Consider the following 16076-nt stretch of genomic DNA (forward strand, 5'->3'; position numbering starts at 1 on the left):
CGGCGACTGCGCCGCGAAGGGTCGTCAGCCCCAGTCGTCGTCGTCCTCGCCTTCCACGCGGCCCTGCGGCTGCGTGATGTAGGCAGCGTCCTCCTCCGGACGGTAGGTGATCGTCGTGCCGTCGTCGAGCTCGAGGACCGGCTTGCCCTCGAGCCAGGTGAGCGTCCAGCGCCAGTCGGCGGTCGCCGTGCCGGAGCCGGCGAGCTCGCCCTCGACGTCGCCGATCGCGGTCACGACGATCTCGGGGAGGGTCTGCGGCGGCACCTGGCCGACCGCCCAGCGGGTTCCGAGCTGCATGGGAGGGGTCCTCTCGACGGTGGGGAGGGAGGCGGGACGGTTCCCGCCTCCCGGGAGCGGCTCTACGCCTCGGTCTCGAGCTCGATGCTCACGGCGAGGGCGTCGCCCTCGGCGAAGTCGAGCGCCGCGATCCTGCCGACGGCCGCGAGGTCTCCCGCGGCGAGCCGGAGAGACGCGACGAGCTCGGTGGGCGCCGTCACCAGGGCGGCGCGGGCCGGCGTCTTCTGCGAGGCCTTCGCATCGGTCTTCGCGCGTCGGATCGCCGTGAGCACGGAGCTCGCCGCGGCCAGGACGGCGGGGTCGCCCCCCAGGCCCTCGACGGCCGGCCAGGGGCGCAGGTGCACCGAGTCGTCGTGCGACCACGACCAGGTCTCCTCCGTCGCGAACGGCAGGAACGGCGCGAAGAGGCGCTGGAGGACGTCGAGCGCGCGGTGCAGGGCGGCCGCGGCGGACGCGCCGTCCTCGCTGTAGGCGCGCTCCTTCACCAGCTCCAGGTAGTCGTCGCAGAACGTCCAGAAGAACGCCTCGGTCGTCTCGAGGGCGCGGGCGTGGTCGTAGTTCTCGAGCGCCGTCGTAGAGTCGGCGACCACGGTGTCGAGGGTGGCCAGCATGCTGAGGTCGAGCGGGTCGGTGACCTCGGCGCCCTCGGCGAGCGGGAAGCCGTGGATGAACTTCGCCGCGTTGAGGATCTTGATCGCCAGTCGGCGGCCGATCTTGATCTGCGTCGGGTTCTGCGGGTCGAAGGCCGCGTCGGTGCCCAGGCGCGAGGAGGCGGCCCAGTAGCGGACCGCGTCCGAGCCGTGCTGCTCGAGCATCGCGGCGGGAGTGACCACGTTGCCCTTCGACTTCGACATCTTCTTGCGGTCGGGGTCGACGATGAAGCCGGAGACGGTCGCCGTGCTCCACGGGGCGCGGCCGTCCTCGAGCTGCGAGCGCAGGAGGGTCGAGAAGAGCCAGGTGCGGATGATGTCCTGGCCCTGCGGGCGCAGGTCGTAGGGAGCGACCAGCTGCCAGAGCTCGTCGTCGCGCTCCCAGCCGCCCGCGAGCTGCGGGGTCAGCGAGGAGGTCGCCCAGGTGTCCATCACGTCGAGCTCGCCCTGGAAGCCGCCCGCCGCTCCGCGCTGGTCCTCCGTGTAGCCGGGGGCCGGGTCGCTGGAGGGATCCACCGGCAGCGCCGCCTCGTCCGGCACGATCGGGGAGTCGAAGACGGGGTTGCCGTCGCCGTCGAGCGGGTACCACACCGGGATCGGCACGCCGAAGAAGCGCTGGCGCGAGATCAGCCAGTCGCCGGAGAGGCCGTTCACCCAGTTCTCGTAGCGGACGCGCATGAACTCCGGCACGAAGCGCACGTCGCGGCCGAGCTCCAGCAGGCGCTCCTTGAGCACCGCGTCGCGAGCGCCGTTGCCGATGTACCACTGGCGGGTCGACACGATCTCGAGCGGCTTGTCGCCCTTCTCGAAGAACTTGACCTGGTGCGTGATGGGGCGCGGGTCGCCGACCATCTCGCCGGACTCCTTCAGCAGCGCCACGACGGCCTGCTTCGCGGAGAAGACGGTCTTGCCGGCGAGCTGCTCGTAGGCGGCGCGGCCCGCATCGCTCGTGATCGCGGCGGGAGCCTCCGAAATCAGGCGGCCGTCGAAGCCGATGATCGCGCGGTTGGGCAGGTCGAGCTCGCGCCACCAGACCACGTCCGTGATGTCGCCGAAGGTGCAGATCATCGCGATGCCCGAGCCCTTGTCCTTCTGCGCGAGGTGGTGCGCGAGCACCGGGACCTCGACGTCGAAGAGCGGCGTGCGGACGGTGGTGCCGAACAGCGCCTGGTAGCGCTCGTCGTCGGGGTGCGCGACGAGGGCGACGCAGGCCGGCAGCAGCTCGGGACGGGTCGTCTCGATGAAGACGTCCTCGCCGCCGTCGCGGTGGAAGCCGAGGCGGTGGTAGGCGCCGGGCTGGTCCTTGTCCTCGAGCTCCGCCTGGGCGACGGCGGTCCGGAAGGTGATGTCCCAGAGCGTCGGGGCCTGCGCCTGGTAGGCCTCGCCGCGGGCGAGGTTGCGGAGGAAGGCGCGCTGCGAGGCGGCCTGAGACTCGTCGCCGATGGTCCGGTAGCTCTGCGACCAGTCGACGGACAGGCCCAGGGCCCGCCACACGTCCTCGAACTGCTTCTCGTCCTCGACGGTGAGCCGCTCGCACAGCTCGACGAAGTTGCGGCGCGAGATCGGCTTCTGGTCGGCGGCCTTGCTGCTCTTGTTGTCGCCGCCCTCGAACGGAGGCGTGAAGCCGGGCTCGTAGGGGAGCGTCGGGTCGCAGCGCACCCCGTAGTAGTTCTGCACGCGGCGCTCGGTGGGCAGGCCGTTGTCGTCCCAGCCCATCGGGTAGAAGACGCTCTTGCCGCGCATCCGCTGGAACCGCGCGACGACGTCGGTGTGCGTGTAGGAGAAGACGTGCCCGATGTGCAGCGACCCGGACGCGGTGGGCGGCGGGGTGTCGATCGAGTAGACGTCGGCGCGGGTGAGGCCCGTGCGGTCGAACCGGTAGGTTCCGTCGGTCTGCCAGCGGAGGCCCCACGTGCCCTCCAGGCCCTCGAGGGCGGGCTTCGCGGGGAGGCGGTCGGCGAGGGTCATGATGCTCCGGTTCGCTATGGGCGGCACCGTGTCGGTGGTGATGGTGCCTGGATGGGGGCTCCGGGGCGAGTCGCCCGCCGGCCGCGACTATTCTACCGGAGCAGCGGGAGCCGGGTCAGTCGACGACAGGGGCGAAGCCGGCGCGGACGGGCGCGAGCGCCTCGTCGAGGTAGGGCACGAGCTCGCCGCGGGTCGGACCTGCCGCGGCCCAGGCCTGCACGGCCGCCACCGCGGCTCCGACGCTCGCGTAGGCGATCGCGCGGGAGAGGTGCGAGGGCAGCGGGCGCGCGCTCCGCTCCTCCACGAAGCGGGCGATCACGGCCGCCTGCCGGGCGAGGCGGCCGAGGGCCGACGCCTGCAGCTCGTGGACGCTGCCGATCATCTCGGACTGGGTGAGCACCCACGGCACCGTCGCGGGTCCGAAGCCGGAGCCGATCGCGAGCAGCGCGGCGCCGAGCGCGTCCATCACCGGCGCCTCGGCAGACGTCTCGGCCAGTGCCGCCGGGAGCTCGGCCAGCCGGTCGTCGACCAGGACCCAGAAGACGTCGCTCTTGGACTCGAAGTAGTTGAAGAAGGTGTTGCGCGAGACGCCCGCACGCTGGGCGATCTGCTCGATCGTCGTGCCCGCGTAGCTCTGCTCCACGAAGAGGTCCAGTGCGGCGTCCTCGAGCATGGAGCGCGACGACGCGCGGGGCCGTCCGCGCTGCACTCCTCGCACCATGACCCGCTCCTGCTCCGCTTCCCCCGACGCGCTAGGATAGCGCCGGACGACTTCGACCCGGCCATCACCGGTGAGTCTCCGGAAGAACGGCGCCGGCTCCGGCCTGCGCCCAGTAGACCCGGACGGGTGCGGCCCGTGACAGCCGATCGAGTGGGAACGCGTCAGCGGGCACTCCTCCGGGAGCGACCGGCCGACCGGTCCAAGCGAGGTGGTACCGCGACCCGGCCCGGGGTCTGAGATCCGGGCGGGCCGTCCTCGTGCAGACCAGCAGCACTGCCAGGAGACCGCACGTGACCTACCCCCTGACCCCGCCCACCCCGCACGGAGCCGAGCCCGCCGAGGGCTCCGCGTTCGGCCGGGGCGTGTCCCCGTCGCCGCGCTTCCCCGAGATCGAGGAGCGCGTGCTCGCGTACTGGAAGGCGGACGACACCTTCCAGGAGTCGATCCGGCAGCGCGAGGGAGCGCCGGAGTGGGTCTTCTACGACGGCCCGCCGTTCGCCAACGGCCTGCCGCACTACGGGCACCTCCTCACCGGCTACGCCAAGGACGTCTTCCCCCGCTTCGAGACGATGCGCGGACGCCAGGTGCACCGCCGCTTCGGCTGGGACACCCACGGCCTGCCCGCCGAGCTCGAGGCGGAGCGGCAGCTCGGCATCACCGACAAGTCCCAGATCGAGGAGATGGGCGTCGCGGCCTTCAACGCCGCCGCGAAGGAGTCGGTGCTGCGCTACACCGGGGAGTGGCAGGACTACGTCACCCGCCAGGCGCGCTGGGTCGACTTCGATGACGACTACAAGACGCTCGACCCCACCTTCATGGAGTCCGTGATCTGGGCGTTCAAGCAGCTCTACGACAAGGGTCTCGCCTACGAGGGCCACCGCGTGCTGCCCTACTGCTGGCGCGACCAGACCCCGCTCTCGAACCACGAGCTGCGGATGGACGACGACGTCTACAAGATGCGCCAGGACCAGACGGTCACCGTCACCTTCCCGCTGGTCGGCGAGACGGCGGAGGCGCTGCAGCTGACGGCGGTCCGCGCTCTCGCGTGGACGACGACGCCGTGGACGCTGCCGACGAACCTCGCGCTCGCCGTCGGGCCGGACATCGAGTACGCGGTCGTCCCCGCCGGTCCGAACGGCGCGGCCGACGGCAAGGGCGAGCCCGAGGAGCGCGAGCTCTCGGCCGAGTACCTGCTCGCCGTCGACCAGGTCGGCGCCTACGCGAAGGACCTCGGCTACCCGGACGCGGAGTCGGCCCTGGCCGCCGTCTCGCGCACCCACCGCGGCTCGGAGCTCGAGGGGATCAGCTACGACCGCCTCTGGGACCACTACGCGGACACCGAGGCGTGGGGCACGCAGAACGCGTGGCGCATCCTCGTCGCCGACTACGTCACCACCAGCGAGGGCACCGGCATCGTGCACCAGGCGCCCGCCTACGGCGAGGACGACCAGAAGGTCTGCGAGGCGGCGGGCATCCCCGTCATCATCTCGGTCGACGACGGCGGCCGCTTCCTGCCGCAGATCAGCGAGGTCGCCGGCCTCCAGGTCTTCGACGCGAACAAGCCCCTCACGCAGCTCCTGCGCGCGAGCCACCGCCTGCTCCGCCAGGCGAGCTACGAGCACTCGTACCCGCACTGCTGGCGCTGCCGCAACCCGCTGATCTACAAGGCGGTCTCGAGCTGGTTCGTCCGCGTCACCGCGATCCGCGACCGCATGGAGGAGCTCAACCAGGAGATCACCTGGGTCCCCGAGAACGTCAAGGACGGCCAGTTCGGCAAGTGGCTCTCGGGCGCGCGCGACTGGTCCATCAGCCGCAACCGCTACTTCGGCTCGCCGATCCCGGTGTGGAAGAGCGACGACCCGGAGTTCCCGCGCATCGACGTCTACGGCTCGCTGGACGAGCTGGAGCGCGACTTCGGCGTGCGGCCGGACGACCTGCACCGCCCGTTCATCGACGAGCTGACCCGCCCGAACCCCGACGACCCGACCGGGCGCTCGACGATGCGCCGGATCAGCGACGTCCTCGACGTCTGGTTCGACTCCGGATCGATGCCCTTCGCCCAGGTGCACTACCCGTTCGAGAACGCGGACTGGTTCGACACCCACAACCCGGCGGACTTCATCGTCGAGTACATCGGGCAGACGCGCGGCTGGTTCTACACGCTGCACGTGCTCTCCACCGCGCTCTTCGACCGCCCCGCGTTCCGCAACGTGGTCAGCCACGGCATCGTGCTGGGCAACGACGGTCAGAAGATGTCCAAGTCGCTGCGCAACTACCCGGACGTGGCCGAGGTCTTCGACCGCGACGGCTCCGACGCCATGCGCTGGTTCCTGATGTCGAGCCCGGTCCTCCGGGGCGGCAACCTCGTCGTGACGGAGGAGGGCATCCGCGAGGGCGTCCGCCAGGTGCTGCTGCCGCTGTGGAGCACCTGGTACTTCTTCTCCCTCTACGCCAACGCCTCGGCGGGCGGCGGCTACGAGGCGACCAGGAGCACCGGCTCCGAGGACGTCCTGGACCGCTACCTGCTGGCCAAGACCCGCGATCTGGTCGAGACCGTGACCGGCCGCCTCGAGGCGCTGGACTCCACGCTCGCGGCCGCCGCGCTCCGCGACTTCTCCGACGTGCTCACCAACTGGTACGTGCGCCGCTCCCGCGACCGCTTCTGGCAGGGCGTCGGCGAGGACGGCCGCGGATCCGAGGCGTTCGACACGCTCTACACGGTCCTCGAGACCGTGTGCCGCGTCGCCGCGCCGCTCCTCCCGCTCGTCACGGAGCAGATCTGGCAGGGCCTGACCGGCGGCCGCAGCGTCCACCTCACCGACTGGCCGGAGGCGGACGAGTTCCCCGCCGACCCGGCGCTCGTGCACGCGATGGACGCGGTCCGCGGCATCTCGTCCACTGCGCTCTCCCTCCGGAAGCAGGCCGGGCTCCGCGTCCGCCTGCCGCTCGCGCGCCTGACCGTAGTGGTCGCGGACGCCGACGAGCTCGCGCCGTTCGAGGCGATCCTCCGCGACGAGCTGAACGTGAAGGAGGTGTCGCTGGTGCCGCTCGTCGACTCCAGCGCCGCCGACTACGGCGTCACCTCCCGTCTCGCGGTCAACGCGCGCGCCGCCGGACCCCGGCTCGGCAAGGGCGTGCAGACCGTGATCAGGGCCGCCAAGGCCGGCGACTGGAGCGAGACGGACGGCGTCGTCACCGCCGGCGGAGTCGAGCTGGTCGAGGGCGAGTACGAGCTCACGCTCGAGGTCGGCGGCTCAGCAGGCGACGACCGCGCCATCGCCCTGCTCCCGCGCGGGGGCTTCGTGCTCCTCGACACGGCGACCACGCCCGAGCTCGAGGCGGAGGGGCTCGCCCGCGACCTCATCCGCGCCGTGCAGGACGCCCGGAAGGCCGCCGGCCTCGAGGTCAGCGACCGGATCGTCCTGGAGGTCGTGCTCGACGAGCCGAGCCTGCAGGCGCTCGAGCCGCACGCCCTCTGGATCGCGGAGGAGACCCTCGCGACCGGCTGCGCGTTCACTCCGCTCACCACGGCGCTCGAGGGCGGCGAGGGCGCGATCGCCGTCGGCCCCGCGGGCACCGCCATCATCCGCGTCGAGAAGGTCGAGGCCGCCGATGTCTGATCCGTTCGAGCCGGACGAGGCCGACCGCGCAGCCGCCGACGCCGTCTACGCGGCGCTGCTGGAGCGCCTGGGCGAGGCGAGCATCCGCCCGCGCCTCGCTCCGACCCGCCGCGCCGTCGAGATCCTCGGCGACCCGCAGCGCGCCTACCCCGTGATCCAGATCGCCGGCACCAACGGCAAGACCTCGACCAGCCGGATGATCGAGAGCCTGCTGCGCGCGCACGGGCTGCGGGTGGGCCTGTTCACCAGTCCGCACCTCGAGCGCTTCAACGAGCGGATCGTCATCGACGGCGAGCCGATCTCGGACCGGAGCCTCGCCGACAACTGGCAGGACGTCGAGCCGTACCTGCGGATGACCGACGCCGAGCTCGCCGAGCAGGGCGAGGCGCCGCTGTCCTTCTTCGAGGCGATCACCGTCCTGGCCTACGCGGCCTTCGCCGACGCGCCGGTCGATGTGGCCGTCGTCGAGGTGGGGATGGGCGGCGAGTGGGACTCGACGAACGTCGCCGACGCGCAGGTCGCCGTGTTCACGCCGATCGCCCTCGACCACACCGACCGCCTCGGCTCGACCATCGAGGAGATCGCGCGCACCAAGTCCGGCATCGTCAAGCCGCTCGCCTCGGTGGTCTCCGCGAGGCAGGTCCCGGAGGCGGAGGCGGTGCTGCGGCACGCGGCCGAGGCCACGGAGTCGACGATCGTCGTCGAGGGGGCGGAGTTCGACGTCGAGTCGACGACCGTCGCCGTCGGCGGCCAGGTCGTCACCGTCCGGGGCCTCGTCACCACCTACGAGCAGCTGCTGCTGCCGTTCTTCGGCGACCACCAGGCCGAGAACGCGGCCGTGGCGGTCGCCGCGGTCGAGACCTTCCTGGGAGGCGGGACCCAGGAGCTCACCGGCGACGTCCTCGACGAGGGCTTCGCCGCCGCGACCTCCCCGGGCCGCCTGCAGCTCGTCGGACTCGCCCCGCGCACCCTCGTCGACGCGGCGCACAACCCGCACGGCGCCGCGTCGCTCGCCGCCGCGCTCGGCCGCTACTTCGACTTCGACCGCGTGACGGCCGTCCTCGGCGTGCTGGCCGAGAAGGACGCCGAGGGGATCCTCCGGGAGCTCCGCCCGGTGGTGGACGAGCTGATCGTGACCACGGCGCCGAGCGAACGGGCGATGCCCGCCGAGGAGCTCGCCGCACTCGCCCGCACCGTGTTCCCGGAGGAGGCCGTGCGCGTCGCCGACGACCCGCTGGGTGCTCTCACGGCCGGTCGCGTCCTCGCGGCGCGCACCGACAAGGGCGCTCTGCTGGTCACCGGCTCGATCACCCTCGTCGGCCGCACGATCACCGCGGCCCGCGACGAGAACTGGCTGGGCGCGTGAGGGCCGGACGCCCGCGCCGCTCGCGGTCCGTGCGGGAGAGCCTCGGCTCGATCGTGCTCGGCTTCGAGGCGGTCATCGTCTTCCTCGCCACGCTGGTGGCCTTCGGGCTGAAGGCGGCCGACCCCGTGGTCGTGCTGGTCGGGGGAGCGGTGGTCTGCCTCGCACTCGTCGCCACTCTGGGCCTGCTGAACCGGACGGTCGGCTTCCGCATCGGCTGGGTGCTCCAGTTCGTTATCGTGGCCTCGGGCCTGCTGGTCCCGATCATGTACGTGATCGGCGCCGCGTTCGTGGCGCTGTGGACCTACTGCATGGTGACCGGCACCCGCCTCGACGCTCAGACGCGCCGGGCGGCGGAGCCCACCGACCCCACCGAAGGAGACCGCTGAACCATGGCCACCCAGGAGACCCTCGTCCTCGTCAAGCCCGACGGCGTCGCCCGCAACCTCACCGGCGAGATCCTCCGCCGCATCGAGGCGAAGGGCTACTCCCTCGTCGACGTGAAGCTCGTCGAGGCCGACCGCGAGCTGCTCGCCGCCCACTACGCGGAGCACGAGGGCAAGCCCTTCTACGAGCCGCTCGTCGAGTTCATGGAGAGCGGCCCGATCGTCGCCCTGCGCATCGCGGGCGACCGCGTGATCGAGGGCTTCCGCGCCCTCGCCGGCACCACCGACCCGACCACGGCCGCTCCCGGCACCATCCGCGGCGACCTCGGCCGCGACTGGGGCCTCAAGGTCCAGCAGAACCTCGTGCACGGCTCCGACTCCGAGGAGTCGGCCGCGCGCGAGCTCGGCCTCTGGTTCGCCTGAGCCGCTCGCCCGCCTGCCTCTGACGACGTCCGTCAGAGGTAGGCGAGCACGTTCAGCCTCACCTGCGCGATCACCGCGATCAGCAGGTAGCAGAGCAGCGTGATGAACGGGACCCAGCCGTAGGCGGCGCCGGCGAAGCGGCGCACCCCGGCGGGAACGGGGAGCACGCCCTCGCGGAGGTTGCGGAGCGTCACCAGCCAGAAGCCCGGGATGACGACGGCCCAGGTGAGGATGCACCAGGGGCAGAGCGTCCCGAGGGCGAAGACGCTCGTCGCGATGAGCCAGCCCACGAACACGAGGGCCAGCAGGAATCCGACGTTGAAGGCCGCCCAGAACCAGCGGTCGAAGCGGGCGCCCGCGAGCAGGCCCAGCCCCACGACGATCGGCGCGATCCAGGCCGCGAGGCCGATGAGCGGGTTCGGGAAGCCGAAGACGGCCCCCTGCGCCGAGTTCAGGTTCGCACTGCACTGCACCAGCAGGCTGAAGTCGCAGCCGAGGCCCGCATCGGGGTTCTCGAGAGCGGCGAACTTGTCGTTCGTGAGGGCGAAGGCGGCGGTCCAGCCGATCACGCCGAGGACGATCAGCAGGACGGCGAAGAGGACGGGGCGCTGCTGGGTGGGGGCGTCGCGCACCCCGGGATCGCTGGACACCGGGGGATTATGGCACGGGCCGGATCGGCGCCTCTGGGAATGCGTGCGATAATCGGAGCCGTCGGTCCGGGGGATCCCGCATCGACGCGAAGAAGGTTTACCGGGCGAGTACCGGGCCACAGGAGATCGACAGCGTTCCGCGAATGGACGCGCCGGATCTCCGCTCCGTCGGGAGTCGACCGCAGGTCGCACCGCGGGGGAGCGCGTGTCGGATAGTCAGTTCCGAGAGTGCAGCTGCAACCGGAGTCCCGCGCCACGAGCGCGACGGGACCGGGGGAGCGGAAGGATTCGCGTCGGGCCGAGGCCCCTCGCACGAGAGAAGCATCCGGGAAGACGACGCGGCGGACGACCCGGCCGAGGAGTGCACCAGGAATGGTGGAAGACAACAGTACGAGCGGATCCGATCCGGACCGCGACGAGCCCCGCAGCGGGGCCAGGAAGATCAGCCGCCTCTTCGGTGGCCGCCGGGCGACCCGGCGGACCGAGTCGAGCGCGCCAGCGACAGGGGAGACGATCATCGACAGCAACGAGACCGACCGGACCGGAGCCGAGGGCACCGAGCTGCCCGAGACCGGGAGCACCGCCGAGGCGGCCGAGCCGTCGACGTCGACGGGCGCGGTGTTCTTCAACGCCCTCCCGCAGACTCCGGGCGCCGAGCAGGAGGAGCCGCGACGGCCCGCGCTGCCGAGCCCGTCGCTGCTGTTCCAGGCGCCGATCCTGCCCGACTACGTCGAGCTGGCTCCGCTGCCTCCCCGCGGTGCGCCGCTGGGGGTCCAGGAGGAGCGCGAGAGCCCGGCCGAGGAGCAGGGCAGCGTCCGCCGCCGCTCGCGACGCCGCAGCGGCGAGAGCGAGAGGTCCGGCTCCGACGACCCCGAGAACACCGTCGTCCGGGTCCGCCAGCCGCGCGAGCAGCGCGAGCCCCGCGAGCCCGAGCTCATCACCGAGCCGCAGCGCATCAAGGGCTCCACCCGGCTCGAGGCCAAGAAGCAGCGCCGCCGCGACGGCCGCGACGCCGGCCGGCGCCGGACCGTCGTCACCGAGTCCGAGTTCCTCGCCCGCCGGGAGGCCGTCGACCGCGTCATGGTCGTCCGCTCGAAGGAGGACAGCATCCGCATCGGCGTGCTGGAGGACGGCGTGCTCGCCGAGCACTACGTCGCCCGCTCGCAGGAGGCGTCGCTCATCGGCAACGTCTACCTCGGCCGCGTGCAGAACGTCCTGCCGAGCATGGAGGCCGCCTTCGTCGACATCGGACGCGGCCGCAACGCCGTGCTCTACTCCGGCGAGGTCGACTGGGACGCCGCGAACAACGCCGGCGGCCCCCGCCGGATCGAGCTCGCGCTCAAGCCCGGCGACCGGGTCCTCGTCCAGGTCACGAAGGACCCCGTCGGCCACAAGGGAGCCCGGCTCACGAGCCAGATCTCGCTCCCCGGCCGCTACCTCGTCTACGTGCCCAACGGCTCGATGAACGGCATCTCGCGCAAGCTCCCGGACACCGAGCGCGCGCGCCTGAAGAAGATCCTCAAGGAGGTGCTGCCCGAGAACGTGGGCGTCATCGTCCGCACCGCGGCCGAGGGCGCCACGGAGGAGCAGCTGACCGTCGACGTCGAGCGCCTGACCGCGCAGTGGACGGCTCTCAGCGCGAAGGCCGCGACCGGGCAGGCTCCCGCTCTCCTGCACAGCGAGCCGGACCTGCTGATCAAGATCGTCCGCGACGTCTTCAACGAGGACTTCGAGAAGATGGTCATCGCCGGCGACGACGCGCGGGAGACCATCGAGCTCTACCTCAGCCAGGTCGCCCCCGACCTGCTCGAGCGCGTCGAGGTCTACACCGGCGAGAAGGACGCGTTCGACGAGTTCCGCATCACGGAGCAGATCGAGAAGGCGCTGGAGCGCAAGGTCTGGCTGCCCAGCGGCGGCTCGCTCGTGATCGACCGCACCGAGGCGATGACGGTGGTCGATGTCAACACCGGCAAGTTCGTCGGCTCGGGGGGCAACCTCGAGGAGACGGTCACGAAGAACAACCTGGAGGCGGCCGAGGAGATCGTCCGCCAGCTGCGCCTGCGCGACATCGGCGGCATCATCGTCGTCGACTTCATCGACATGGTGCTCGAGTCCAACCGCGACCTCGTGCTCCGCCGCCTGGTCGAGTGCCTGAGCCGCGACCGGACCAAGCACCAGGTCGCCGAGGTCACCTCGCTCGGCCTCGTGCAGATGACCCGCAAGAAGCTGGGCCTGGGCCTGCTCGAGACCTTCAGCGAGAACTGCGAGATCTGCGCCGGGCGCGGCGTCATCGTCCACCACGACCCCGTGCTCAAGCACCGCTCGACCGCCGCTCCCCAGCAGGAGCAGCGCCGCCGGGGCAAGGGCGGCGAGCAGCAGCCCGCCGCCTCCGGCCGCTCGAACGGCGGGCAGAACGGGCCGGGGGCGCCGGCGGCCAAGCCGGTCAGCACCCACGCCATCACGGACGACGCGAAGAACGCGCTCGCGCAGATCGCGGCCAGCACCATCCACCCCCAGGCCGTGCGCCAGGCGGCGGAGGAAGCGGCCGCGCTCGTCGAGGACGCCGCCGAGACCGTCGAGGCCCAGGCGCCGGAGGAGGCCGACACGGCACCCGAGGAGCAGCCGTCCGAGCCGAGCCGTCGCGGCGAGCGTCCCGCCCGGGGCGAGCGCCGCCGTCGCAGCCGCGACCGCGAGCCGCGCCAGGAGGCCGTCGAGTCGGCGCCCGTCGAGTCGGCGCCCGTCGAGAGCCCGGTCGAGAAGGAGGCCGAGCCGGCCGCAGCCGCTCCGATCCTCGACATCCCGATCGCGCCGGTCACGCCTCCGCGCCGCGTCCGCAGCGAGGTCGCCGAGCACCTGCTCGACTCCGTGCTCGACGCCCTGCCGGCCCCGAAGCAGCCCGGCCAGGGCCGCGCGAAGAGCCGCCGCGTCACGACGGCGGCGCTCACCGGAGTGGCGGTCATCCCCGAGCAGACGCCGCGCCGCGCCGACCAGTAGCGCGACCGAGGTGTCAGGAGGGCCCGGTGCCCGGCGAGAGCCGGCGCCGGGCCCTCTCGGCGTCCCGGTCGCGTCCGCGGACGCGCAGACCGCTCCGTCTCAGCCGCTCGACCAGCTCCCGCGCGCCGACGGGGACCGCGCCCGCCGCGACCAGCTCGTCGATCCGCTCCTCGGGCACGTCGTAGTGGTCCAGGTCGAAGCCGCGCTCGGGCACGCCGAGGCGGCGCGCGAAGTCGTGGAGCTCCTCGAGCGAGACGTCGCTCACGAGGTGCGCCCAGAGCCGGCCGTGCGCCGGCCAGCGCGCGGCGTCGACGAGGATGGCCATTCCCCGATCGTAGGCGGCGCGCCGTCCGTCCACGCGCCTCCTCCTCGACTATCGTGACGGGGTCGCCGGTCGGGCGGACACGGCTTCGCGGTCGTGTGCGTTTGACCGTGGAGCGCGGATCCCGTACTCTTGACCGTTGGTGTGGCGCGATCCATGTGCTCACGCAGATTTCCGTTGTCGCTCCGCCCCTCACGGGGCGCGGGCCGCGGTGCCGGTTCCCTCGTGTCGTGAGGAGACGGGTACGAACCGGAAGACCGGGGCTCAGCCCCGTCCCTACAAGCCCCGGACGAGGCCTCCGCTCCGTCCAGACGAGAAACAGGTACGAGAAGTGGTTTACGCAGTTGTGCGCGCCGGCGGTCGGCAGGAGAAGGTCGAGGTCGGCACCATCGTGACGATGGACCGTGTCAAGGCCGACGAGAACGGCACCGTGCAGCTTCCTGCCGTGCTGCTCGTCGACGGTGAGTCGATCACCTGGGACGCGGCGACCCTCGCGGGCGTCACCGTCACCGCCGAGGTGCTCGAGGACCTCCGCGGTCCGAAGATCATCATCCAGAAGTTCAAGAACAAGACCGGTTACAAGAAGCGCCAGGGGCACCGTCAGGACCTCACGCGCGTCAAGGTCACTGGCATCAAGTAGTCCTGCAAAGGAATTGAGCTGACCTGCGGAGCGAGCCATCGCCCTGCAGGGCAACAGCACGGGGCTGCGGCCCCCCGGTCTCGAGGAGATGAGAAATGGCACACAAGAAGGGCGCGAGCTCCACTCGCAACGGTCGCGACTCGAACGCGCAGCGTCTCGGCGTCAAGCGCTTCGGCGGCCAGGTCGTGAACGCGGGCGAGATCATCGTCCGCCAGCGCGGCACGCACTTCCACCCCGGCGCGAACGTCGGCCGCGGTGGCGACGACACTCTGTTCGCCCTCTCGGCGGGCGCTGTCGAGTTCGGCAGCAAGGGCGGCCGCAAGGTCGTCAACATCGTGGCGGCCGCCCAGTAGGGTCGACCTCCTCGGCCGTACAGGCACAGGACGCAAGGGGCGGGCTTCGGCTCGCCCCTTGCGCGTTTACCGGGGCACAGCCCCCCGGCGCCGGCATCCCGGCGCCGCACGCACTCACGGACGGATTCACACCATGGTCACCTTCGTCGACAACGTCACGCTGCATCTGCGTGCCGGCCACGGCGGCAACGGCTGCGTCTCCGTCCGTCGCGAGAAGTTCAAGCCGCTCGCCGGCCCCGACGGCGGCAACGGCGGGCACGGGGGCGACATCGTCCTCGTCGCCGATCCGCAGACGACGACGCTGCTCGCCTACCACCGCCACCCGCACCGCAGCTCCGAGAACGGCGGTCCCGGCATGGGCGACCACCGCGCGGGCGGGAACGGCGAGCTCATGGAGCTCCCCGTCCCGGTCGGCACGGTCGTCAAGTCGCCCGACGGCGACCAGCTGATCGACATGGACGAGCCGGGCCTCCGCTTCGTCATCGCTCCGGGCGGCCAGGGCGGGCTCGGCAACGCCTCGCTCGCCACCACGAAGCGCAAGGCGCCCGGCTTCGCGCTGCTCGGCACGCCGGGCTGGGAGGGCGACGTCGTCCTCGAGCTGAAGACCGTCGCCGACGTCGCGCTCGTCGGGTTCCCCTCGGCCGGCAAGTCGAGCCTCGTCGCCGCGATCTCGGCGGCCAAGCCGAAGATCGCGGACTACCCGTTCACGACCCTCGCGCCCAACCTCGGCGTCGTGCAGGCGGGGGAGTCGCGGTTCACCGTCGCCGACGTCCCCGGTCTCATCGAGGGCGCGAGCGAGGGCAAGGGCCTGGGCCTGGAGTTCCTCCGCCACGTCGAGCGCTGCACCGCGCTCGTCCACGTGCTCGACTGCGCCACGCTCGAGCCCGGCCGCGACCCGCTGACCGACCTCGACATCATCCTCGGAGAGCTGGCGGCGTACCCCGTCGGCGACGGGCAGGTGCCTCTGATCGAGCGGCCGCAGCTGATCGCCCTGAACAAGGTCGACGTGCCCGAGGCCCAGGAGCTGGCGGACTTCGTCCGAGCCGACCTGGAAGGCCGCGGCTACCGCGTCTTCGAGATCTCGACGGTCAGCCACTCCGGACTGCGCCAGCTGACCTTCGCCCTCGCCGAGATCGTCGAGAAGCACCGCCTCGAGCTCGCCGCCGTGCCGCGGGTGGAGCGCATCACCATCCGCCCGCGCGCCGTGGACGAGAAGGACTTCGAGATCCGGGTCGAGGGCGGCTCGTACGGCAACGTCTACCGGGTCCTGGGCACCAAGCCCGTGCGCTGGGTCGCGCAGACCGACTTCACGAACGACGAGGCCGTCGGCTTCCTCGCCGACCGCCTGGCGAAGCTCGGCGTCGAGAACGGCCTGTTCTCGGCAGGGGCGATCGCCGGCTCCACCGTCGTCATCGGTCCGGGCGACGGCGTCGTCTTCGACTGGGAGCCGACCCTCACCTCGACGGCCGAGCTCATCACCGCACCCCGTGGAACGGACCTCCGCCTCGAGGACAACCGGCGCAAGACCCGCAACGAGCGTCGCGAGGACTACTTCGAGCGGATGGACGCCAAGGCGGAGGCCCGCGCGGAGCTCGAGCGCGAGCGCCAGGGCGGCGTCTGGCGGGTCGCCGACGAGGACGACGGCACGGAGGTCGGCGAGCAGGGCTGACTCCCGCCACCGGGGTCGTC

General features: G+C 71.9%; 13 protein-coding genes. 8 read left to right on the forward strand and 5 right to left on the reverse strand.

From position 1 onward, the window contains the following. Positions 1–24: 24 nt before the first annotated feature. From C5C24_RS01550 to C5C24_RS01560, 3 genes are all read right to left on the reverse strand, one after another. Positions 25–297, reverse strand: a complete 273-nt coding sequence (locus tag C5C24_RS01550; protein ID WP_104276056.1) for a hypothetical protein — start codon at positions 295–297, stop codon at positions 25–27. 62 nt (positions 298–359) lie between these two features. Then, positions 360–2915: a valine--tRNA ligase gene (gene valS / locus C5C24_RS01555; RefSeq protein WP_104304126.1), complete on the reverse strand. Its 2556-nt coding sequence runs from the start codon at positions 2913–2915 to the stop codon at positions 360–362. Positions 2916–3030: 115 nt separating this feature from the next. Beyond that, positions 3031–3636 (reverse strand): TetR/AcrR family transcriptional regulator, encoded by a 606-nt coding sequence (locus C5C24_RS01560; protein WP_104304127.1) that lies wholly within the window; start codon positions 3634–3636, stop codon positions 3031–3033. A gap of 290 nt (positions 3637–3926) precedes the next feature. On the opposite strand from C5C24_RS01560, the gene ileS reads away from it, so the two are divergent. Genes ileS through ndk form a run of 4 tightly spaced genes read left to right on the forward strand, consistent with a single transcriptional unit; the run spans position 3927 to position 9428 of the window. Next, positions 3927–7256, forward strand: coding sequence for an isoleucine--tRNA ligase (gene ileS, locus C5C24_RS01565; protein ID WP_374953946.1), 3330 nt, complete (start codon positions 3927–3929; stop codon positions 7254–7256). Continuing rightward, a complete protein-coding gene (locus C5C24_RS01570; protein WP_104276058.1) occupies positions 7249–8622 on the forward strand; it encodes a folylpolyglutamate synthase/dihydrofolate synthase family protein in 1374 nt (457 codons plus the stop codon). Before ileS ends, C5C24_RS01570 begins: the two co-directional genes overlap by 8 nt. After that, positions 8619–9008 carry a DUF4233 domain-containing protein gene (locus C5C24_RS01575; protein WP_258065004.1) on the forward strand — a complete coding sequence of 130 codons (390 nt, stop codon included), beginning with the start codon at positions 8619–8621 and terminating at the stop codon, positions 9006–9008. Before C5C24_RS01570 ends, C5C24_RS01575 begins: the two co-directional genes overlap by 4 nt. Before the next feature lie 3 nt (positions 9009–9011). Continuing rightward, the gene (ndk, locus tag C5C24_RS01580) at positions 9012–9428 is read left to right on the forward strand and encodes a nucleoside-diphosphate kinase (protein ID WP_104223686.1); all 417 of its coding nucleotides are present in this window, start codon (positions 9012–9014) and stop codon (positions 9426–9428) included. 32 nt (positions 9429–9460) lie between these two features. Here the strand turns inward: ndk and C5C24_RS01585 are convergent, their stop codons facing one another. After that, complete coding sequence (locus tag C5C24_RS01585; RefSeq protein WP_258065005.1) at positions 9461–10078, reverse strand: vitamin K epoxide reductase family protein; 618 nt, start codon at positions 10076–10078, stop codon at positions 9461–9463. 372 nt (positions 10079–10450) lie between these two features. Here C5C24_RS01585 and C5C24_RS01590 point away from each other — a divergent pair, with 372 nt between their 5' ends. Continuing rightward, positions 10451–13072: an Rne/Rng family ribonuclease gene (locus tag C5C24_RS01590; RefSeq protein WP_104280555.1), complete on the forward strand. Its 2622-nt coding sequence runs from the start codon at positions 10451–10453 to the stop codon at positions 13070–13072. A gap of 13 nt (positions 13073–13085) precedes the next feature. On the opposite strand, the gene C5C24_RS01595 is transcribed toward C5C24_RS01590, so the two are convergent. Next, positions 13086–13397 carry a DUF4031 domain-containing protein gene (locus tag C5C24_RS01595; RefSeq protein WP_104226718.1) on the reverse strand — a complete coding sequence of 104 codons (312 nt, stop codon included), beginning with the start codon at positions 13395–13397 and terminating at the stop codon, positions 13086–13088. Between the two features lie 328 nt (positions 13398–13725). Here C5C24_RS01595 and rplU point away from each other — a divergent pair, with 328 nt between their 5' ends. The 3 genes from rplU to obgE all read left to right on the forward strand — a co-directional run bounded on the left by rplU (position 13726) and on the right by obgE (position 16056). Next, positions 13726–14034, forward strand: coding sequence for a 50S ribosomal protein L21 (gene rplU, locus C5C24_RS01600; protein WP_104304128.1), 309 nt, complete (start codon positions 13726–13728; stop codon positions 14032–14034). Positions 14035–14129: 95 nt separating this feature from the next. Further along, a complete protein-coding gene (rpmA, locus tag C5C24_RS01605; RefSeq protein WP_068209107.1) occupies positions 14130–14387 on the forward strand; it encodes a 50S ribosomal protein L27 in 258 nt (85 codons plus the stop codon). Between the two features lie 133 nt (positions 14388–14520). Further along, a complete protein-coding gene (gene obgE, locus C5C24_RS01610) occupies positions 14521–16056 on the forward strand; it encodes a GTPase ObgE (protein WP_104276061.1) in 1536 nt (511 codons plus the stop codon). Positions 16057–16076 lie beyond the last annotated feature (20 nt).

It is taken from the genome of Rathayibacter sp. AY2B3 (genome assembly GCF_002931755.1).
In the GTDB taxonomy this organism is placed as follows: Bacteria; Actinomycetota; Actinomycetes; order Actinomycetales; family Microbacteriaceae; genus Rathayibacter.

What these genes read in the sequence shown, in the direction of transcription:
- C5C24_RS01550 (WP_104276056.1), bottom strand. Translation starts at nt 297, where the DNA reads ATGCAGCTCGGAACCCGCTGGGCGGTCGGCCAGGTGCCGCCGCAGACC.
- valS (WP_104304126.1), bottom strand. Translation starts at nt 2,915, where the DNA reads ATGACCCTCGCCGACCGCCTCCCCGCGAAGCCCGCCCTCGAGGGCCTG.
- C5C24_RS01560 (WP_104304127.1), bottom strand. Translation starts at nt 3,636, where the DNA reads ATGGTGCGAGGAGTGCAGCGCGGACGGCCCCGCGCGTCGTCGCGCTCC.
- C5C24_RS01570 (WP_104276058.1), top strand. Translation starts at nt 7,249, where the DNA reads ATGTCTGATCCGTTCGAGCCGGACGAGGCCGACCGCGCAGCCGCCGAC.
- ndk (WP_104223686.1), top strand. Translation starts at nt 9,012, where the DNA reads ATGGCCACCCAGGAGACCCTCGTCCTCGTCAAGCCCGACGGCGTCGCC.
- C5C24_RS01590 (WP_104280555.1), top strand. Translation starts at nt 10,451, where the DNA reads ATGGTGGAAGACAACAGTACGAGCGGATCCGATCCGGACCGCGACGAG.
- C5C24_RS01595 (WP_104226718.1), bottom strand. Translation starts at nt 13,397, where the DNA reads ATGGCCATCCTCGTCGACGCCGCGCGCTGGCCGGCGCACGGCCGGCTC.
- rpmA (WP_068209107.1), top strand. Translation starts at nt 14,130, where the DNA reads ATGGCACACAAGAAGGGCGCGAGCTCCACTCGCAACGGTCGCGACTCG.
- obgE (WP_104276061.1), top strand. Translation starts at nt 14,521, where the DNA reads ATGGTCACCTTCGTCGACAACGTCACGCTGCATCTGCGTGCCGGCCAC.